The sequence below is a fragment of the Bacillus sp. FSL M7-0307 genome (assembly GCF_038627835.1).
Classification (GTDB): domain Bacteria; phylum Bacillota; class Bacilli; order Bacillales; family Bacillaceae; genus Bacillus; species Bacillus altitudinis.
This window is the reverse complement of sequence record NZ_CP152023.1, coordinates 2,587,632-2,605,648: the sequence shown is the minus strand read 5'-3', so window position 1 is coordinate 2,605,648 and position 18,017 is coordinate 2,587,632. Positions and strand designations below refer to the sequence as shown.

General features: G+C 41.5%; 16 protein-coding genes. 11 read left to right on the top strand and 5 right to left on the bottom strand.

Annotated features, from left to right (window positions below):
• Positions 1-131: 131 nt before the first annotated feature.
• Entirely contained in the window at positions 132-1,454 is a 1,323-nt protein-coding gene (locus MHI41_RS13285; RefSeq protein WP_017358275.1) for a CBS domain-containing protein, read from the top strand.
• A gap of 203 nt (positions 1,455-1,657) precedes the next feature.
• On the opposite strand, the gene MHI41_RS13280 is transcribed toward MHI41_RS13285, so the two are convergent.
• Entirely contained in the window at positions 1,658-1,960 is a 303-nt protein-coding gene (locus MHI41_RS13280; RefSeq protein ID WP_008343164.1) for a YtpI family protein, read from the bottom strand.
• A gap of 147 nt (positions 1,961-2,107) precedes the next feature.
• Between MHI41_RS13280 and MHI41_RS13275 the strand changes: the two genes are divergently transcribed.
• Positions 2,108-3,049, top strand: coding sequence for a bifunctional oligoribonuclease/PAP phosphatase NrnA (locus tag MHI41_RS13275; protein ID WP_243824396.1), 942 nt, complete (start codon positions 2,108-2,110; stop codon positions 3,047-3,049).
• A 49-nt stretch (positions 3,050-3,098) separates the two neighbouring features.
• Here the strand turns inward: MHI41_RS13275 and MHI41_RS13270 are convergent, their stop codons facing one another.
• From MHI41_RS13270 to MHI41_RS13260, 3 genes are all read right to left on the bottom strand, one after another.
• Positions 3,099-3,284: a hypothetical protein gene (locus MHI41_RS13270; RefSeq protein ID WP_008346082.1), complete on the bottom strand. Its 186-nt coding sequence runs from the start codon at positions 3,282-3,284 to the stop codon at positions 3,099-3,101.
• Between the two features lie 109 nt (positions 3,285-3,393).
• Positions 3,394-3,897: a sporulation membrane protein YtrI gene (gene ytrI, locus MHI41_RS13265; RefSeq protein ID WP_007501718.1), complete on the bottom strand. Its 504-nt coding sequence runs from the start codon at positions 3,895-3,897 to the stop codon at positions 3,394-3,396.
• Complete coding sequence (locus tag MHI41_RS13260) at positions 3,894-4,235, bottom strand: YtrH family sporulation protein (RefSeq protein ID WP_007501717.1); 342 nt, start codon at positions 4,233-4,235, stop codon at positions 3,894-3,896. The genes ytrI and MHI41_RS13260 overlap by 4 nt, the downstream gene beginning before the upstream one ends.
• Before the next feature lie 137 nt (positions 4,236-4,372).
• Here MHI41_RS13260 and dnaE point away from each other — a divergent pair, with 137 nt between their 5' ends.
• The 7 genes from dnaE to MHI41_RS13225 all read left to right on the top strand — a co-directional run bounded on the left by dnaE (position 4,373) and on the right by MHI41_RS13225 (position 14,802).
• Positions 4,373-7,708, top strand: coding sequence for a DNA polymerase III subunit alpha (gene dnaE / locus MHI41_RS13255; RefSeq protein ID WP_342494242.1), 3,336 nt, complete (start codon positions 4,373-4,375; stop codon positions 7,706-7,708).
• A 141-nt stretch (positions 7,709-7,849) separates the two neighbouring features.
• Positions 7,850-9,082 (top strand): malic enzyme-like NAD(P)-binding protein, encoded by a 1,233-nt coding sequence (locus MHI41_RS13250; protein ID WP_007501712.1) that lies wholly within the window; start codon positions 7,850-7,852, stop codon positions 9,080-9,082.
• Positions 9,083-9,387: 305 nt separating this feature from the next.
• Positions 9,388-10,263 carry an acetyl-CoA carboxylase, carboxyltransferase subunit beta gene (accD, locus tag MHI41_RS13245; protein ID WP_017358273.1) on the top strand — a complete coding sequence of 292 codons (876 nt, stop codon included), beginning with the start codon at positions 9,388-9,390 and terminating at the stop codon, positions 10,261-10,263.
• The gene (gene accA, locus MHI41_RS13240; protein ID WP_008346075.1) at positions 10,248-11,225 is read left to right on the top strand and encodes an acetyl-CoA carboxylase carboxyl transferase subunit alpha; all 978 of its coding nucleotides are present in this window, start codon (positions 10,248-10,250) and stop codon (positions 11,223-11,225) included. The genes accD and accA overlap by 16 nt, the downstream gene beginning before the upstream one ends.
• A gap of 339 nt (positions 11,226-11,564) precedes the next feature.
• On the top strand, positions 11,565-12,524 hold the full coding sequence (pfkA, locus tag MHI41_RS13235; protein ID WP_017358271.1) for a 6-phosphofructokinase: 960 nt from the start codon (positions 11,565-11,567) through the stop codon (positions 12,522-12,524).
• Positions 12,525-12,551: 27 nt separating this feature from the next.
• Positions 12,552-14,312: a pyruvate kinase gene (gene pyk / locus MHI41_RS13230; protein WP_282916954.1), complete on the top strand. Its 1,761-nt coding sequence runs from the start codon at positions 12,552-12,554 to the stop codon at positions 14,310-14,312.
• Between the two features lie 100 nt (positions 14,313-14,412).
• Complete coding sequence (locus MHI41_RS13225; protein ID WP_007501703.1) at positions 14,413-14,802, top strand: FxsA family protein; 390 nt, start codon at positions 14,413-14,415, stop codon at positions 14,800-14,802.
• A gap of 24 nt (positions 14,803-14,826) precedes the next feature.
• On the opposite strand, the gene ytvI is transcribed toward MHI41_RS13225, so the two are convergent.
• Positions 14,827-15,945, bottom strand: a complete 1,119-nt coding sequence (ytvI, locus tag MHI41_RS13220; protein WP_008346068.1) for a sporulation integral membrane protein YtvI — start codon at positions 15,943-15,945, stop codon at positions 14,827-14,829.
• A gap of 100 nt (positions 15,946-16,045) precedes the next feature.
• On the opposite strand from ytvI, the gene MHI41_RS13215 reads away from it, so the two are divergent.
• Positions 16,046-16,510: a DUF441 domain-containing protein gene (locus MHI41_RS13215; protein ID WP_017367832.1), complete on the top strand. Its 465-nt coding sequence runs from the start codon at positions 16,046-16,048 to the stop codon at positions 16,508-16,510.
• A gap of 375 nt (positions 16,511-16,885) precedes the next feature.
• A complete protein-coding gene (gene citZ, locus MHI41_RS13210) occupies positions 16,886-18,004 on the top strand; it encodes a citrate synthase (RefSeq protein WP_008346063.1) in 1,119 nt (372 codons plus the stop codon).
• Positions 18,005-18,017: the final 13 nt, after the last annotated feature.

Genomic DNA, 18,017 nt, shown 5'->3' with positions numbered 1-18,017 from the left:
AAGCCGGCACCCTACCGGCTTTTTTATTTGCCTGTATCGTACTCGTGTAAAAGACAAATTGCTATTAAAAGCCTCCTGCCTTTATAATGAAATATAGATGAAAACGCTGAAAACAAAAAGGGTGAACGGGATTGGCGACAAAGCATGAGCAAATTTTATCGTATATTGATTCATTAGATGTCGGAGAGAAAATTTCTGTCCGGCGTATAGCGAAAGAAATGAAAGTCAGTGAAGGCACGGCTTACCGGGCTATTAAGGATGCTGAAAATAAAGGGTTCGTGAGCACCATTGAACGAGTGGGTACCATTCGAATTGAACAGAAGAAAAAAGAAAATATTGAAAAGCTGACATATGCGGAAGTAGTCAATGTCATTGATGGTCAGGTGCTTGGCGGACGAGCCGGCTTACATAAAACGTTAAATAAATTTGTCATCGGTGCAATGGAACTGGATGCGATGATGCGATACACAGCAGCAGGCAACCTGTTGATCGTCGGAAACCGAATCAATGCTCACCGGCAAGCATTAGAGGCGGGAGCGGCTGTGCTGGTCACGGGCGGATTCTCAACAGATGATGAAATTATTCAGCTCGCAGATGAGCTTGAGCTGCCCATTTTATCAACAAGCTACGATACATTTACCGTAGCGGCTCTCATTAACCGGGCCATTTATGACCAGTTGATTAAAAAAGAAATTGTGCTTGTGGAGGATATTTTAACGCCGATAGAACGGACCGTCTATTTATCGCCAGAAGACAAACTTGAGAAATGGTATGAAAAGAATTATGAAACCGGGCACGGCCGGTTCCCGGTAGCAGACGATCAAATGAAAATTCACGGCATTTTGACCTCAAAGGATATTGCCGGCCATGACCGTTCTACACCGATTGAAAAGGTGATGACAAAAAATCCGCTGACCGTTATTGGCAAAACATCTGTCGCTTCAGCTGCACAAATGATGGTGTGGGAAGGTATTGAGGTGCTGCCAGTTGTAAATGATCATGCGAAGCTGATTGGGATGATTAGCCGTCAGGACGTGCTGAAGGCGCTACAAATGATTCAAAAGCAGCCGCAGGTCGGTGAAAAGCTGGATGATGTCGTGTCACGAGGATTTAAGGAGACTGAGACAGAAAAACCAAAAACAGATGCGGTGTACCAATATGAAGTCTCACCACAAATGACAAATCAGCTCGGCAATATTTCGTATGGTGTGTTTACACAAATTTTAATCGAATCAGCCAACCGCTTCTTAAAGTCTCATAAAAAAGGCGAGCTAATTGTAGAAAGTCTTTCTGTCTATTTCTTAAAACCGGTTCAAATGGAATCCACGATACAGATCAAACCGAATATTTTAGAAGTTGGGCGCAAGTTTGGAAAGCTGGAAGTGGAAGTTTACCACCAGTCAAATATTGTAGGCAAAGCGATGCTGATGGTGCAGCTGATGGAGAGAGGATAATAGGCAAAAAAGGTCGGCATGAATGCGCCCTTTCAGCGTGTAGACAAACCCTCGCATTCGTTGTCAGTCCTGCGTGCTGGTGCTCACGAATGTGACATTCGCTCCGCGCCAGTACTCCTCCTTCCTAGGGCTGCAAAGGTTTTCTATCACGCTGAAAAGAAGAGAAAGGGCTAAAATAAAGTTCATTTTAGCCCTTTTCTCTATTATGCGTGGTCTTTTTCGCCTTCCTTTAAAAAGAGCGGAAGATAGTGCTTATAGGCTTTATATCCGGCCCATGTACTGCCGATACCAACTGCAACAAAAACAAACCCAATGACAAATGCCAGTGACGAGCGGTTTAAAAATAATTGATTTACACCGAAGAGCAGGACAAAGCAGCCAAGTGCCATACTTGATTTGGCAGACCAGAATTTCTTTTCGACCGGCCGGTTCGTACGGACATTCTTTGCTTTGTAGTATAAATAAAACATGGCAGAACAAATAATAAACACAATCAAAACAAGCATGTGCCAAGCCTCCATTGTAAGTGGTTACAACCCTATTTTAAACGTAAATAGGCTTGCTTACTAGAATAAATTGTCTATTCCTCACTTTTCTGTCTGGGTAGATTATGATTTAATAATAAAAAGAGTATCGCATAAGAAGGAGTATTTATGAAAAAAGAACTGATTAGAACCATATCATTATATGACACCATCATCATTCATAGACATGTAAGACCTGATCCAGACGCATATGGATCGCAGTGCGGCCTTACGGAAATCTTGCGTGCCACCTATCCAGAAAAAAATATTTATGTGACAGGAACCCCTGAGCCATCCCTTTCATTTTTATATGAATTAGATGAGGTGCCAGATGAAGTGTACAAAGGTGCCCTTGTCATTGTCTGTGACACTGCGAATCAAGCAAGAATTGATGATCAGCGTTATTCAATGGGCGATAAGCTGATGAAAATTGATCATCATCCGAATGAAGATCCGTATGGTGATTTGCTTTGGGTTGATACAGAAGCAAGCTCTGTTAGTGAAATGATTTATGAGCTGTATTTAGAGGGGAAAGAAGAAGGATATCAGCTGAATACAAAGGCGGCAGAACTCATTTATGCCGGCATTGTAGGAGACACAGGCCGTTTCCTTTTCCCAAACACAACGAAAAAGACACTCAAATATGCGGGTGAACTCATCGAATATCCGTTTTCATCATCAGACCTTTTCAATCAATTGTATGAGACAGATTTGAATGTCGTGAAATTAAATGGCTATATTTTTCAACATATCTCCTTATCAGAGAATGGCGTAGCTTCTGTTTTTATTAAACGTGACATTTTGGAGTCGTTCCAAACAACAGCGCAGCAAGCCTCACAGCTTGTTGGAACACTTGGAAATATTGCAGGGATTAAGGCATGGGTCTTTTTTGTGGAAGAGAACGATCAGATTCGTGTGAGATTCCGCTCAAAAGGCGTCGTCATTAACACCATTGCTAAAAAATATCATGGCGGAGGTCACCCGCTTGCAGCCGGTGCGTCCATATATGATTGGGCAGTTGCAGATGAGATTTTGCGTGATTTAGAAGAAGTATGTAAATCATCATCGTGAGAGAGGGGCTTCAAGTCCCCCCTCTCTTTTTTTGTGCTTGAGAAAAGGGTTACTTGGATACAGGGATAAACCAGCAGCCGATGTCAGTTGAATCTTCATAGGCTTGGAGATTTTGATGCTTTAATTCTTTTTTAATTAAATGGGCCATCATTTCTGTCTCGGCATAAGCACACATGCCGTCTTTAATCCGGCTTGCTTTGTCTCGTGCCATTTGACGATAGCTGTAAACCTCCATTGTTCTCACCTCTTTCTTGTGATGATCTCGTTCTTCTTTTAGTGTATAAAAATAACAAGTGAAAAGCGATCATTGAGTGCAGAAATTCATAAAAATTCCACATCATCTATTATTCAGCAAAGGAAATACGCACTTCAAGCGATAGCTTTGTATAAATGGTCAGCTCAGTGACTTTGGCGCGGTATGCCTTTTCTCTAATCGTATATTCTTTATTTTCCACGGTCCGTTTTAAGAGCTCTTTTGTTTTATAGACACTTTCAATATCCTTTGTGATCACCTCTGAGATATCCTCTTTCACCTGATCTTCAAATTTCAAGGTATCTGGCTCCGGGATTTTGTACTGCTCACGGTTGACGAGGTGAACATCTACGCTCTGAATAAGCAGACGCTGCTTATTGTCTTCATTTAATTTATGCAAATCTTCCCGATAGAGTGTGATTTGTTCTTTCAGACTGTCCATATGGTGCTGCTGGCTTCTGAGCAGTGTCACTTGCTTCTCTTGAAAGGTGCCATACGTAAAGAGAAAAATCAGCCAGCTGATAATTGCGCCGAACATCATCCCAGCAAAAAAACGCTGCCAGCCTGGACGTTTATACAGCTCAGGCACCCTCATGATGACACATGCTCCTGAGTGAGCCACGTAATCAGGAGATACCCCGTTTGCGCACCGCCCATAGCAGAGATAATTAACAAGATCTGCTTGAAAATATCACGTGTGTTCCCTTCGAAAATCCCTCTTTCAAAACTATAGACCGCATCAAAAGTTCCACCGATTGCCGCAACAAGTGCCCAAATTTTTAAGCGGTTGGCAAGACTTGAAATAATTGATAGCGGTGGCTGACCAGATAAATATGCACCTACCCCGCCGATAATGGCACCGCCCAAAATAACCCCCAGTGCGATAAAATAACAGCTAATAAAGTTTGGAATAAAGGCTTCCTTCACATCCATTTTTCCCACCTCACTCTATTCAATATATGGCGTGTGCTGGACAAGTATGAACGAGCGGAAAAGAAAGAACATTTGTTTCTCACCGCATCGCGTTTTATAATGAAAGAATGAATTTAGACGAAAGGAGTGGATTAAGCATGTCCTATGTTCATCTTCAGGTCCACAGTGGATACAGCTTGTTGAGCAGTGCAGCGAAGGTCAAGGAGCTCGTATTAAAGGCGAAAGAACTTGGCTATCAAGCGCTCGCTCTTACCGATGACCATGTGATGTATGGAACGGTTGAATTTTATAAGGAATGTAAAACACATGGCATCAAGCCGATTATCGGTTTAACAGCTTCTGTCTTCATAGATGAACAAGAGACAGAGGCTTATCCTTTGATCCTCCTTGCCAAAAACAATGAAGGCTATCAAAACTTGATCAAAATTAGCAGTGTCTTGAAATCAAAGTCAAAAACCGGCCTGAAAGAGAAATGGCTGAAAGCCTATCATCATGGCCTTATTGCCATCACACCAGGCGTATCCGGCTATATTGAAACGCTGCTGCAACATGATCAGCTAGATGAAGCAAGGGATGCAGCGAGCCATTTAAAAGATCTTTTTGGTGAGGAACATGTGTATTTAGCCGTTCAGCCGTTTCAGCAGGACGAAGAGCTGTCTCATAAGCTCAGGGAACTCTCAAAAAGGGCGAACATCCCGCTTGTGGCAACAGGTGACGTCCACTATATCCATCAAGAGGACAAAACCGCATATACATGTTTAAAAGCCATTAAAGCAGGCCAGCAGTTATCAGAAATAGAGGAAGACCAAGGAGACAAGCATTTCAGATCGATCGAAGAAATGATGAAGTGGTATGGTGATGATCCAGAATTGCTGGCAAGAACGGTTGAGATTGCAAACCGCTGTGAGGTCGATTTAAATCTTGGTCAGACGAAACTGCCAACTTATCCGACGCCTGATCAATCAACAGCTGATCAGTTTTTACGAAGAGTGTGCCAAGAAGGCATGAAACGAAGACAGATTGCTTCAAATGACACATATATCAAAAGGCTTGAGTATGAGCTGAGCATCATTCAAAAAATGAATTTCAGTGACTATTTCCTCATTGTGTGGGATTTTATGAAGTATGCTCATGATCATGGCATTGTCACAGGTCCTGGCCGGGGATCAGCAGCAGGCTCTTTAGTTGCGTATGTTCTGTTTATTACAGATGTCGATCCGATCCGTCACGGGCTTTTATTCGAGCGTTTTTTAAATCCTGAACGAATCAGTATGCCGGATATAGATATCGATTTTCCTGACACGAGAAGAGATGAAATCATTTCATACGTAAAAGACAAATATGGGGATATGCATGTGGCGCAAATTGTCACGTTTGGAACACTTGCTGCAAAGGCAGCTTTAAGAGATGTCGGACGTGTGATGGGAATTGATTCAAAAGCAGCAGACCGCCTTGCAAAGCTCATCCCATCAAAGCCAGGGACGACACTGAAAGAAGCGGTGACGGTCTCCTCAGAATTAAAAACACTGCTCCAGCAATCTGAAGAGCTGCAAAGAGTGTTTCAAACCGCTTTAAAGGTAGAAGGATTACCAAGACATACATCAACACATGCAGCCGGCGTTGTCCTAAGTGAGGAGCCGCTCACACAAGTCGTGCCTATTCAAGAAGGCCATGATGGAGTGTATTTGACACAATATGCGATGAATTATTTAGAAGATCTCGGTCTTTTAAAAATGGATTTTTTAGGTTTGAGAAACTTAACATTAATTGAATCCATTAAAAACCAGATTGAAAGACAGGAAAACGTCCACATTAACTTTAGTGACATTTCATATGAAGATCAGAAAACGTTTGATTTGTTATCAGCGGGAGATACAACGGGGATTTTTCAGCTGGAGTCACAAGGTATGCGTCAGGTGCTGAGACGACTGAAACCTTCTAGTCTAGAAGATATCGTGGCTGTCAATGCCTTATACCGCCCGGGTCCGATGGAGAATATCCCGCTCTTTATCGACCGAAAGCATGGCAGAGTGAAAGTCTCCTACCCGCATCCAGATTTGTATGACATCTTAAAGGATACATATGGGGTCATCGTCTATCAGGAGCAAATCATGCTGATTGCAGCAAAGATGGCAGGCTTTAAGCTGGGCGAGGCTGATTTACTAAGAAGAGCCGTTTCAAAGAAGGATAAAAAGGTGCTTGATGAAGAGCGAAGCCATTTTGTTGAAGGATGCCTAAAAAAGGAGTATCCTGTTAACATTGCAAATGACGTTTATGACCTAATCGTCAAATTTGCAAACTATGGTTTTAATAGAAGCCATGCTGTTGCATATAGCATGATCGGCTTTCAGCTTGCTTATTTAAAAGCGCATTATCCGTTATATTTTATGTGCGGTCTTTTAACGAGTGTGATTGGAAATGAAGACAAAGTGGCTCAATATTTCTATGAGGCAAAGGAAAAAGGGATATCTGTGTTGAAGCCTTCTATTAATAAGAGCGAATTTCCATTCACGGTTGAAAAAGGGGAGATCCGCTACAGCTTAAGAGCGATCAAAAATGTCGGAGTGTCAGCTGTAAAGGATATATACAGAGCAAGACAGGAAAAGCCATTTGAAGATTTATTTGATTTTTGCGCAAGGGTATCAACAAAGAGTGTCAACCGAAAAACGATTGAAGCCCTCATTTTCTCAGGGGCAATGGATGAGCTTCATCCAAATCGTGCTTCGTTATTAGCATCGATAGATATTGCGTTAGACCATGTGTCATTTTTAACACCTGAGGATCAATTGGACTTTCTTGGGGATACAACGTTCTCCATTAAGCCAAAATATGCGGAGATAGAAGAAATGCCGCTTGTCGATCTCTTGCAATTTGAGAAAGAAGCACTCGGGTTATATTTATCAAATCACCCAGTACAAGCGTATCGAGATCGTTTGAGAGAGAATGGTGCAGTGGAAATCATCAGACTTTCTTCCTATATAAAGCGAAAGATCTCAATGGGTGGTCTTTTGACAAAGGTGAAATCGATTCGGACAAAAAATGGACAATCGATGGCATTTGTCACATTCGGGGATGAAACGGGAGAAATGGAAGGTGTCGTCTTTCCAGAGCAATTTAGAAAGCTGTCCCCCTTACTTGAGGAGGGCGCAATGCTTTATGTTGAAGGCAGAATAGATGTCAGAAATGAGAGCAGTCAAATCATCGTGCAAGAAGCTGTTCTACTGGAAGAGATAGGCTCTAAAAGAAAAGAATCTGTCTACATTCGAGTCAAAGAAGAGAACCATACGCAGGAGCTGCTAGAACAAGTGAAACGAGTGATCTCCATGCACAGCGGAGAAGCAGATGTCTATTTGTATTATGAAAAGCAAAAAAAGACGATGAGACTTCCAGATGCATACAAAGTTCATGCAGATCATGCGGTCATTTTCCAGTTAAAAGAGCTGCTAGGTGAACAAAACGTTGTGATTAAATGATGACAAATCGTCTGAATATGTTTTACAATTTCACCTATTGTGTTATCATTTTAAAGATTCTGTGTATTTAAACTGCCAAGTATGTGCTTATCAACTTAGCAATTCATTAAATCATTTTCCACTTGAAGGAGTGTTCATCACATGTCATTAAGAGAAGAAGCATTACATATGCACAAAGAGAATCAAGGCAAACTCGAATCAAAATCAAAGGTACAAGTGAAAAATGCGAAAGACTTGAGCTTGGCTTACTCACCAGGTGTGGCAGAGCCATGTAAAGATATTTATGACGACACAAGCAAAGTGTATGATTATACAATGAAAGGCAATATGGTTGCTGTTGTCACAGACGGAAGTGCTGTGTTAGGGCTTGGAAACATTGGGGCAGAAGCATCTCTTCCAGTAATGGAAGGAAAAGCTGTATTATTCAAAAGCTTTGCAGGTGTTGATGCATTCCCAATCGCACTTGCAACAAACGATGTAGACAAAATCGTTGAAACAGTGAAGCTTCTTGAGCCGACATTTGGTGGCGTGAACCTTGAAGATATTGCAGCACCAAACTGCTTTATCATTGAAGAGCGTTTGAAAAAAGAGACAAACATTCCTGTTTTCCACGATGATCAGCACGGGACAGCGATTGTAACAGTGGCAGGACTTGTGAATGCACTGAAGCTGTCTGGAAAATCAATGTCTTCAATTAAAGTGGTTGCAAACGGCGCTGGAGCAGCAGGAATTGCGATTATCAAACTTCTTTATCATTTCGGTGTACGTGATATCATCATGTGTGATACAAAAGGCGCTATTTATGAAGGCCGTCCGAATGGTATGAATGCAGTGAAAAATGAAGTAGCTAAATTCACGAACCAAGATCGTAAAGAAGGTTCTTTAGAAGAAGTGATTGAAGGCGCAGATGTCTTTATCGGCGTTTCAGTAGCAGGTGCTTTAACTAAAGAAATGGTTGGGAAAATGGCAAAAGATCCTGTCATCTTCGCAATGGCTAATCCAAACCCAGAGATCATGCCAGAAGATGCACATGCAGCAGGTGCAAGTGTTGTAGGAACTGGCCGTTCTGACTTCCCGAACCAAGTGAACAACGTCCTTGCATTCCCTGGTATTTTCCGCGGAGCGCTTGATGTACGTGCGACACACATTAACGAAGAAATGAAAATTGCAGCTGTTGAAGCGATTGCTTCTCTTGTATCAGATGAAGAATTGTCAGCGGAATACGTTATCCCTGCACCATTTGATGCACGAGTAGCGCCAGCGGTAGCCAAAGCAGTGGCAAAAGCAGCAATGGAAACGGGCGTTTCAAGAATCAAGGTAGACCCAGAAGCTGTTGCAGAAAAAACAAGAAAATTAACGATTATCGGCGAGTAATCAAATTGGAAAAGTGTGCACGTTTTTTCTGAATTTGGAGGAAAAACGTGCACCATTTCCTCTCTTTCACGAAATTTTTTTCATCCTAAATGAGATTTTTTTGTAGACGTTCACAATTCACATATACCAACTACTCAGCGCCCCAAACCTATACTCATTTCTCATCAATTCCCCACTGAAAAAATTGAATGAAGGATGACAGCGTTTGACAAAAAAAGTACAATAGTTTCGGTACAGTTATGACATGTCCTATAATAGTGGATGTGCGTGTAAAGAAAAAACCCTTCAAAAAGGGAGGTAGTCATTTGTCAATCAAGAATATTTTCAGTAAAAAGAAAAAATATGCATCTGTACCCTCTGAACAGGCAAGTCAAGATGTGCCTGAAGGCATCATGACCAAATGTCCGCAATGTAAAAAAATAATGCTCACCAAAGAACTAGATAAAAATTTACGTGTTTGCATGAATTGCGGCAGACATTTGCAAATGAATGCAAAACAACGTATTGAAAGCCTTGTAGACGAAGGCACATTTGAAGAATTTAACGGTCACCTCATTTCTGAGAACCCGCTCGGTTTCCCAGGCTACGAAGAAAAGCTTGAGAAAGACAGAGAAAAAACATCTTTGAATGAAGCCATCGTGACAGGAAAAGGTGAAATTAAAGGTCAAAGTGCTGTCATTGCTGTCATGGATGCCACGTTCCGTATGGGCAGCATGGGCTCGGTCGTTGGTGAAAAGATTACACTAGCTATTGAGAAAGCAAAAGCGGACAAGGTGCCATTTATCATCTTCACTGCATCTGGAGGAGCAAGAATGCAAGAGGGGATTCTTAGTCTGATGCAGATGGCAAAAACAAGTTCAGCATTAAAGCTGTTCAGCGAGGATCAAGGTCTGATTATTTCTGTGATGACCAATCCGACAACTGGCGGTGTATCAGCTAGTTTCGCGTCTCTCGGTGATTACAACTTTGCAGAGCCTGGTGCATTAATTGGTTTTGCTGGTCGCAGAATCATTGAACAAACCATTCGTGAAGACCTACCAGAGGACTTCCAAACGGCTGAATTTTTAATGAAGCATGGTCAGCTAGATGCTGTGATTCACCGTGCAGAAATGAAAGAAACATTAGGCCAAATCTTAGCATTACACAGCACAGGAGGTGAACGAGAGTGGCTGGAGAACTAGAATTTGAAAAACCTGTCATTGAACTTCGAGCGAAAATTGATGAATTGAAAAAGTTCACACAAAACTCAGAGATGGATTTAAGTGCGGAAATTGAGCGCCTTGAAACACGTCTGAGTAAGCTTGAAACAGACATTTATACAAATTTAAAGCCGTGGGACAGAGTGCAAATTGCTCGTCATGCGATGCGCCCAACAACTCTCGATTACATTCAAGAGCTGTTTGATAACTTTTTCGAATGTCACGGTGATCGTTTTTATGGTGACGATGAAGCCATCGTTGGAGGAATTGCCACGTTTAAAGGACTTCCTGTCACAGTCATTGGTCATCAGCGCGGAAAAGACACAAAAGAAAACTTGCGCCGTAATTTCGGGATGCCGCATCCAGAAGGTTACCGTAAAGCATTGCGCTTGATGAAACAAGCAGATAAATTTAATCGTCCAATCATTTGCTTTATTGATACAAAAGGAGCTTATCCTGGTAAAGCAGCTGAAGAACGCGGGCAAAGTGAAGCAATTGCGAAAAACCTTTTCGAAATGGCAGGACTTCGTGTACCGGTTGTCTGTATTGTCATTGGAGAAGGCGGAAGTGGCGGAGCACTAGGCTTAGGCGTAGGAAACCACCTATTTATGCTAGAGAACTCAACATATTCAGTGATTTCACCTGAAGGTGCAGCAGCACTGCTCTGGAAGGACTCATCACTTGCAAAAAAAGCTGCAGAATCAATGAAAATTACCGCTCCAGACCTAAAAGAATTAGATATTATAGATGATGTTATTAAAGAAGTGCAAGGTGGAGCACACCGAGACGTGAAACAACAAGCAGCCTACATTGAAAAAACATTAAAACAGTCACTTACATCTTTGCTCAAACAATCGCCTGAAGAATTAGTCGAACAAAGATATCAAAAATACAAAGCAATCGGCAAAGTATCGATTGAAAATCAATATATTGGGGTAAACTAAATAAACGTACAGCCTTTTGGCTGGCGTTTATTTTTTTCGTCTTTTTTCATCAAAACGATCTGATGTAAGCGCTATTTGAAAATAATTTTCTTTTGTTTTCATAAAATTTGAAACGTCTGAAAACGTTGATTTGACAAGGTTTAGAGCACTTGAAACAACTGTTTTTTGAACAAAGTGCTTTCATGACTTTCTTAACTTTTGTTTAAAAACATTTTATTTAATTGTATAATAAGTACGGTTTTAGAAATTCGTATTGAAAACATCCGGTTTTGCTCATGATTGTTTTCAAGCAGTGGAAATGGTATGTTTAATTCATATATGGTCTCTGAGGTGAAAAAGATGAAGCGTATAGGAGTTTTAACGAGCGGTGGGGATTCCCCAGGAATGAATGCAGCTGTGCGCGCAGTTGTAAGGAAAGCAATTTACCATAATGTAGAAGTTTACGGTATTTATAATGGATATTCAGGTCTAATTAACGGTAAAATTGAGAAACTCGAAATAGGTTCAGTAGGCGATATCATTCATCGTGGAGGAACAAAACTTTACACGGCAAGATGTCCTGAATTCAAGACAGTTGAAGGTCGTGAAAAAGGGATTGAGAACTTAAAAAAATTCGGTATTGAAGGACTTGTTGTCATCGGTGGAGATGGCTCATTCATGGGAGCGAAGAAATTAACAGAGCTCGGTTTTCCATGTGTAGGTGTTCCCGGCACGATTGACAATGACATTCCAGGTACTGATTTCACTATTGGCTTTGATACAGCACTAAATACAGTCATTGATGCCATTGATAAAATTCGTGATACAGCCACATCTCATGAACGTACATACGTAGTGGAAGTAATGGGAAGACATGCAGGGGATATTGCCCTTTGGTCAGGTCTTGCAGGCGGAGCTGAATCGATTTTAATTCCTGAAGCAGACTATGACATGGACGAAATTATTGCCAGATTGAGAAGAGGACATGAGCGCGGCAAGAAGCACAGTATCATCATCGTCGCAGAAGGCGTAGGTAGCGGTGTCGAATTTGGTAAGAGAATTGAAGAAGAGACAAGCCTTGAAACGCGTGTATCTGTCTTAGGACATATTCAGCGTGGAGGTTCTCCAAGTGCGTTTGACCGAGTGCTCGCAAGCCGCCTAGGAGCGTATGCAGTAGAACTTCTTCTTGAAGGAAGAGGCGGACGCTGTGTAGGAATTCAAAGCAACGAACTCGTTCATCACGATATTTTAGACATCTTAGATAAAAAGCATACAGTCGATCAAAATATGTACCGACTTTCACAAGAGCTCTCTATATAAAACGAGAAGACCTTAGGAGGAACAGTAATGAGAAAGACAAAAATCGTTTGTACAATCGGTCCAGCAAGTGAAAGCATTGAAAAGCTGACTGAATTGATTGAAGCAGGAATGAATGTAGCCAGACTAAACTTCTCTCATGGAGATTTTGAAGAGCATGGTGCACGTATTGAAAACATTCGCAAAGCAGGTAAAACTTTAGGCAAGGACATTGCGATCCTTCTTGATACAAAAGGTCCAGAGATCCGTACACGTACAGTTGAAAACGGCTCAATTGAGTTAGTTGCTGGTGCTGATCTTATCGTGAGTATGGAAGACATTGTGGGAAACACTGAAAAAATCAGTGTGACGTACGAAGATTTAATTCATGATGTAGAAGTGGGCTCAACCATCTTATTAGATGATGGTCTGATTGGTCTAGAAGTAAAAGAATTAAATATGGACCGAAAAGAAATCGTCACAAAAGTGATGAATACAGGTACACTGAAAAACAAAAAAGGTGTTAACGTACCGGGTGTGAGTGTGAACTTGCCGGGTATTACAGAAAAGGATGCCAATGATATTCTGTTCGGAATTGAACAAGGTGTCGATTTCATCGCAGCTTCTTTTGTAAGACGAGCTTCTGATGTTCTTGAAATTCGTGAGCTGCTTGAAAAGAACAACGCAGCTGACATTCAAATCATTCCTAAGATTGAAAACCAAGAGGGCGTTGATAACATCGATGAAATCCTTGAGGTATCAGATGGACTGATGGTCGCTCGTGGAGATCTTGGTGTTGAGATTCCGGCAGAAGAAGTACCGCTTGTTCAAAAAATGCTGATCAAAAAATGCAACCGTTTAGGCAAGCCTGTCATCACAGCAACTCAAATGCTGGATAGCATGCAGCGTAACCCGCGTCCAACTCGTGCAGAAGCAAGTGATGTGGCAAATGCTATTTTTGACGGTACAGATGCGATCATGCTATCTGGTGAAACAGCAGCAGGAACATATCCAGTTGAAGCTGTGCAAACAATGCACAACATTGCCTCACGTTCAGAGGAAGCACTTAACTATAAAGCAATCCTTTCTCGCAGAAGCGAAGAAGTAGAGGTCAGCATTACAGATGCGATCGGTCAATCTGTTGCGCACACAGCTATGAAGCTTGATGTGGCAGCGATTGTGACACCTACTGAGAGTGGTCATACTGCAAGAATGATTTCAAAATATAGACCAAAAGCACCAATCGTAGCAGTCACAGCAAACGAATCAGTGGCAAGAAAACTTTCACTCGTATTCGGTGTATTTGCAAAGAGCGGTTCAAAAACGACATCTACTGATGAAATGCTTGAGAATGCAGTAGAAAAGTCAATTGAAACAGGCTATGTAAGACATGGTGATTTAATCGTGATTACAGCTGGTGTGCCAGTTGGTGAAACAGGTACAACCAACTTAATGAAAGTGTATGTTGTCGGTGACATCATTGCGAAGGGTCAAGGAATTGGCCGCAAATCTGCATTTGGACCGGTTGTTATTGCACAAAGCGGAAAAGAAGCAGAGGAAAAAATGTACGATGGTGCGATTCTTGTCGCAAACTGCACAGATCGTGATATGATGGGTGCTTTAGAAAAAGCGTCTGCCCTTATCACGGAAGAAGGCGGTTTAACAAGCCATGCAGCAGTCGTTGGGCTTAGCCTTGGCATTCCAGTGATTGTTGGCCTTGACAGTGCCACAACACTTCTAAAAGAAGGCGAAGAGATTACAGTAGATCCAGCACGCGGAGCGATCTACAAAGGCCGTGCAAGCGTCCTTTAAATCACACACGAGGGGAGTTATCTGACTCCTCTCTTTTTTTATGTTACACTAAAAAAAGTAAACAGCTTTCGATGAAAGAGACCCCATGAGGTGATATGGCTTGAAAAAATATTTTCTACTATTATTGATTCTGTTCCCAGCAGTTGAAATTAGTTTATTTTTAATCTCAAGTAACATCATTGGTATTTTACCAACGATGCTAGTCATTGTGCTGACAAGTGCACTAGGTGCTTACTTTGCAAGAAAACAAGGAATAGAAGCATTTCAGAAAGTGCAGCGAGATTTACAATATGGCAAAATGCCAGGGGCCACCATTGTCGATGGCTTCTGCATTCTGATCGGTGGTTTGCTGCTGCTCATACCTGGATTCCTTTCTGATCTGATTGGGGCTGTTCTGCTCATTCCCATGACAAGAAAACGGATCAAACCGCTCTTTGAGCGCTGGCTTAGAAACATGTCCAATCGCAAACGCTATACGATTATACGCTAAAGAGACCTTCGCATCAGGTCTCTTTTACTTTTGCGCACCATACCGAATGTACTGATAAAGGTCTCTGAAAACCCCTGCATTACGAAACGCCTGCCAAACGACAAGAGAAGCGGGACCGAGTGCAAGTCCAAGAAAACCAAAGCATTTTAACCCGACAAACAATGCCACGAGTGTTGCTAAAGGATTAAGACCGATTGATTTACTTAAGACTTTTGGCTCTGATATTTGTCTTTGAATGAGCACCACAATATACAAAATGCCCAGTCCAATGGCGAGTGAAAGATTTCCTGTCATGGCGGAGTAAATGATCCACGGAAGAAAAACCGTGCCACTCCCGATGTAAGGAAGTAAATCAACTAGACCAATACATAGAGCGATCACAATCGCATGCTCGACCTTTAAGATGAAAAGTCCAATCAGCACGATACCAATTGTCATGGCAACAAGGAGAAGCTGGGCTTTCATAAAGCCAGAAATGGCTTTTTTGATTTCAGATAAGATGGCACGTGTATGAAGCATCCATTTGGCGGGAAAGATACGAGAACCATATTTTTTTAATGTAAACCAATCTTTTGTGATAAAAAAAGTCGCTAGTGCGGAAAATAAAAGCGTCGCTGCTGCATCAGGCAAAAGACCTAAAAAAGCTGGAATGAATTCAAGAGTTTTTGAAAGGAAAGTCCCGATTTTTGCCGCTGCTTCGTCACCAAGTGCTTGGATTTGTCCTAAAATCGACTCCTTTTGACCTGCTTGAAGTGTATTAAATTGAGCAGTCAAATCATGATATAAAGGCAAAATCTGATCTGTGAAAAAACGTTCCACGATCCCAATCATTTGGTCAAGATGACCTGGAAGTACCTTTGCTAAATAAGCACTTCCTGAAATGATTTCCGCTACTAAAAGTGTCATGAATCCGGCTGCTACCACTAAAAAGAGTAATAGCACAATGATGACAACAAAACCTCTTGGCATCCCGGTCATGTTTTCGATTTTACATACGGCTGGATGAATCAAACACGACACGGCAAATGCAATCCAAAATGGATATAAAAACGGAAAAGACTGATATAAAAAAACAACCGCACAAACGGCGATGCTGAAAATCATCAAACTTCGCAAAAAAATGGCCACATACGTGTGATTCACACAATCCCCTCCAAAAAACAAGCATGTCCGATACTTCATTTTATTCAAAAAGATTAGTAATATGAAAAGGTCGCAATAAAAAGAAAGGAAGGGGCGGCATATGTTCACTCAAGCCAATTTATTTTTAATTCTTTTACTCGTCATTGCACTCATAGCGAAGAACAATTCGTTAATTTTAGCGGTTTCTGTGCTGATTGCGATTAAACTCATTGGATTAGATCAAAAAATTTTCCCGGTTCTGCAATCAAAAGGTATCAATTGGGGTGTGACGGTCATCACGATCGCTGTGCTTGTACCGATCGCAACAGGGGACATTGGATTTAAACAGCTTGGAGAAGCAATGAAATCCTCTTATGCTTGGATTGCACTCGGAGCGGGTATATTAGTAGCATTAATTGCAAAAAACGGCATTGTGCTACTCGAAAACGATCCGCATATCACAGCAGCGCTTGTATTCGGTACGATTTTGGCAGTCAGTTTATTCAAAGGTGTAGCTGTTGGCCCGCTGATTGGTGCTGGAATTGCCTATTTAGCGATGCAAGCAGTGAAATTTTTCAGCGGTTAAAAAGAGAGTGGCTCATGCCACTTTCTTTTGATATTTTTTCTGACGTGAGCTTTTGCAAAAAAACATAATTAAATATATTAAAAGAAGCAAAATCCCTTTATTCCATGCCCGAACCGGAAGGCTGGAAAAAAAAATATCAAAAAAAATTATAGTTAAACATTTAACAAATGTCTGATTATTGTTTATAATGGGAATAGGCTTAATTTTGAACTCATTGATCAAACAAGAGATATGAGGCTAAAAGCGCTCTAACCGTATAGGTAAATGTAAGCATTTTCTTTTCTAAACCTGCCAGCCTATTTTGGTTGGATAGCGCTTTCAAAAAGCGAGAATTTTGCAACGAAGGGGAATCTTTTTAAAAAGGGGAGATTGAACATGACAGCAACAAGAGGTCTTGAAGGTATCGTGGCAACAACTTCATCCGTAAGCTCAATTATTGATGATACTCTTACTTATGTAGGGTACAATATCGATGATTTAACTGAAAAAGCTACTTTCGAAGAAATTGTCTACCTGTTATGGCACTTAAAGCTGCCGAATGAGCAGGAGCTAAGCGAGTTAAAGCAGCAGCTCAATGAAAATGCTCATATTCCGCAAGAGATCATTGAGCACTTTAAATCTTATTCGCTGGATGGGGTTCATCCAATGTCTGCGATTCGTACAGCGGTATCCTTATTAGGTTTACTTGATGACGAATCAGAGATTATGGACAAAGAAGCGAATTACAGAAAAGCCATTCGCTTACAAGCGAAAATTTCTGGACTTGTCGCTGCATTCTCACGTATTCGAAAGGGGCTTGAGCCTGTACAGCCAAAAGAAGAATACAGCTATGCTGCAAACTTCTTATATATGCTAAACGGCGAAGAGCCTTCACCAGTAGAAATTGAAGCGATTGATAAAGCGCTCATTCTACATGCGGATCACGAATTAAACGCATCGACATTTACAGCACGTGTATGTGTTGCTACACTATCAGATATCTACTCTGGTGTAACAGCGGCTATCGGCGCATTGAAAGGACCACTTCATGGCGGCGCAAATGAAGGCGTAATGAAGATGCTGTCAGAAATTGGCGAAGTTGAAAACGTAGATTCCTATATTCATGGTAAGCTAGAGAAGAAAGAGAAAATTATGGGCTTTGGCCACCGCGTTTACCGCCAGGGTGACCCGCGTGCAAAACATTTAAAAGAAATGAGCCAGCGCTTAACAAATCTCACAGGCGAGCCAAAATGGTATGAAATGTCTGTACGCGCAGAGGAAATCGTGACATCAGAGAAAAATCTTCCACCAAATGTTGATTTTTATTCTGCTTCTGTCTATCACAGTCTTGGGATTGATCATGACTTGTTTACACCAATTTTCGTGATCAGCCGATTCTCTGGATGGATTGCTCACATTTTAGAGCAATATGACAACAACCGTCTGATTCGTCCAAGAGCTGACTATATTGGACCTGATCTTCAAACGTTTGTTCCGATCAGTGAAAGAGACTAATGTTTATAGAATA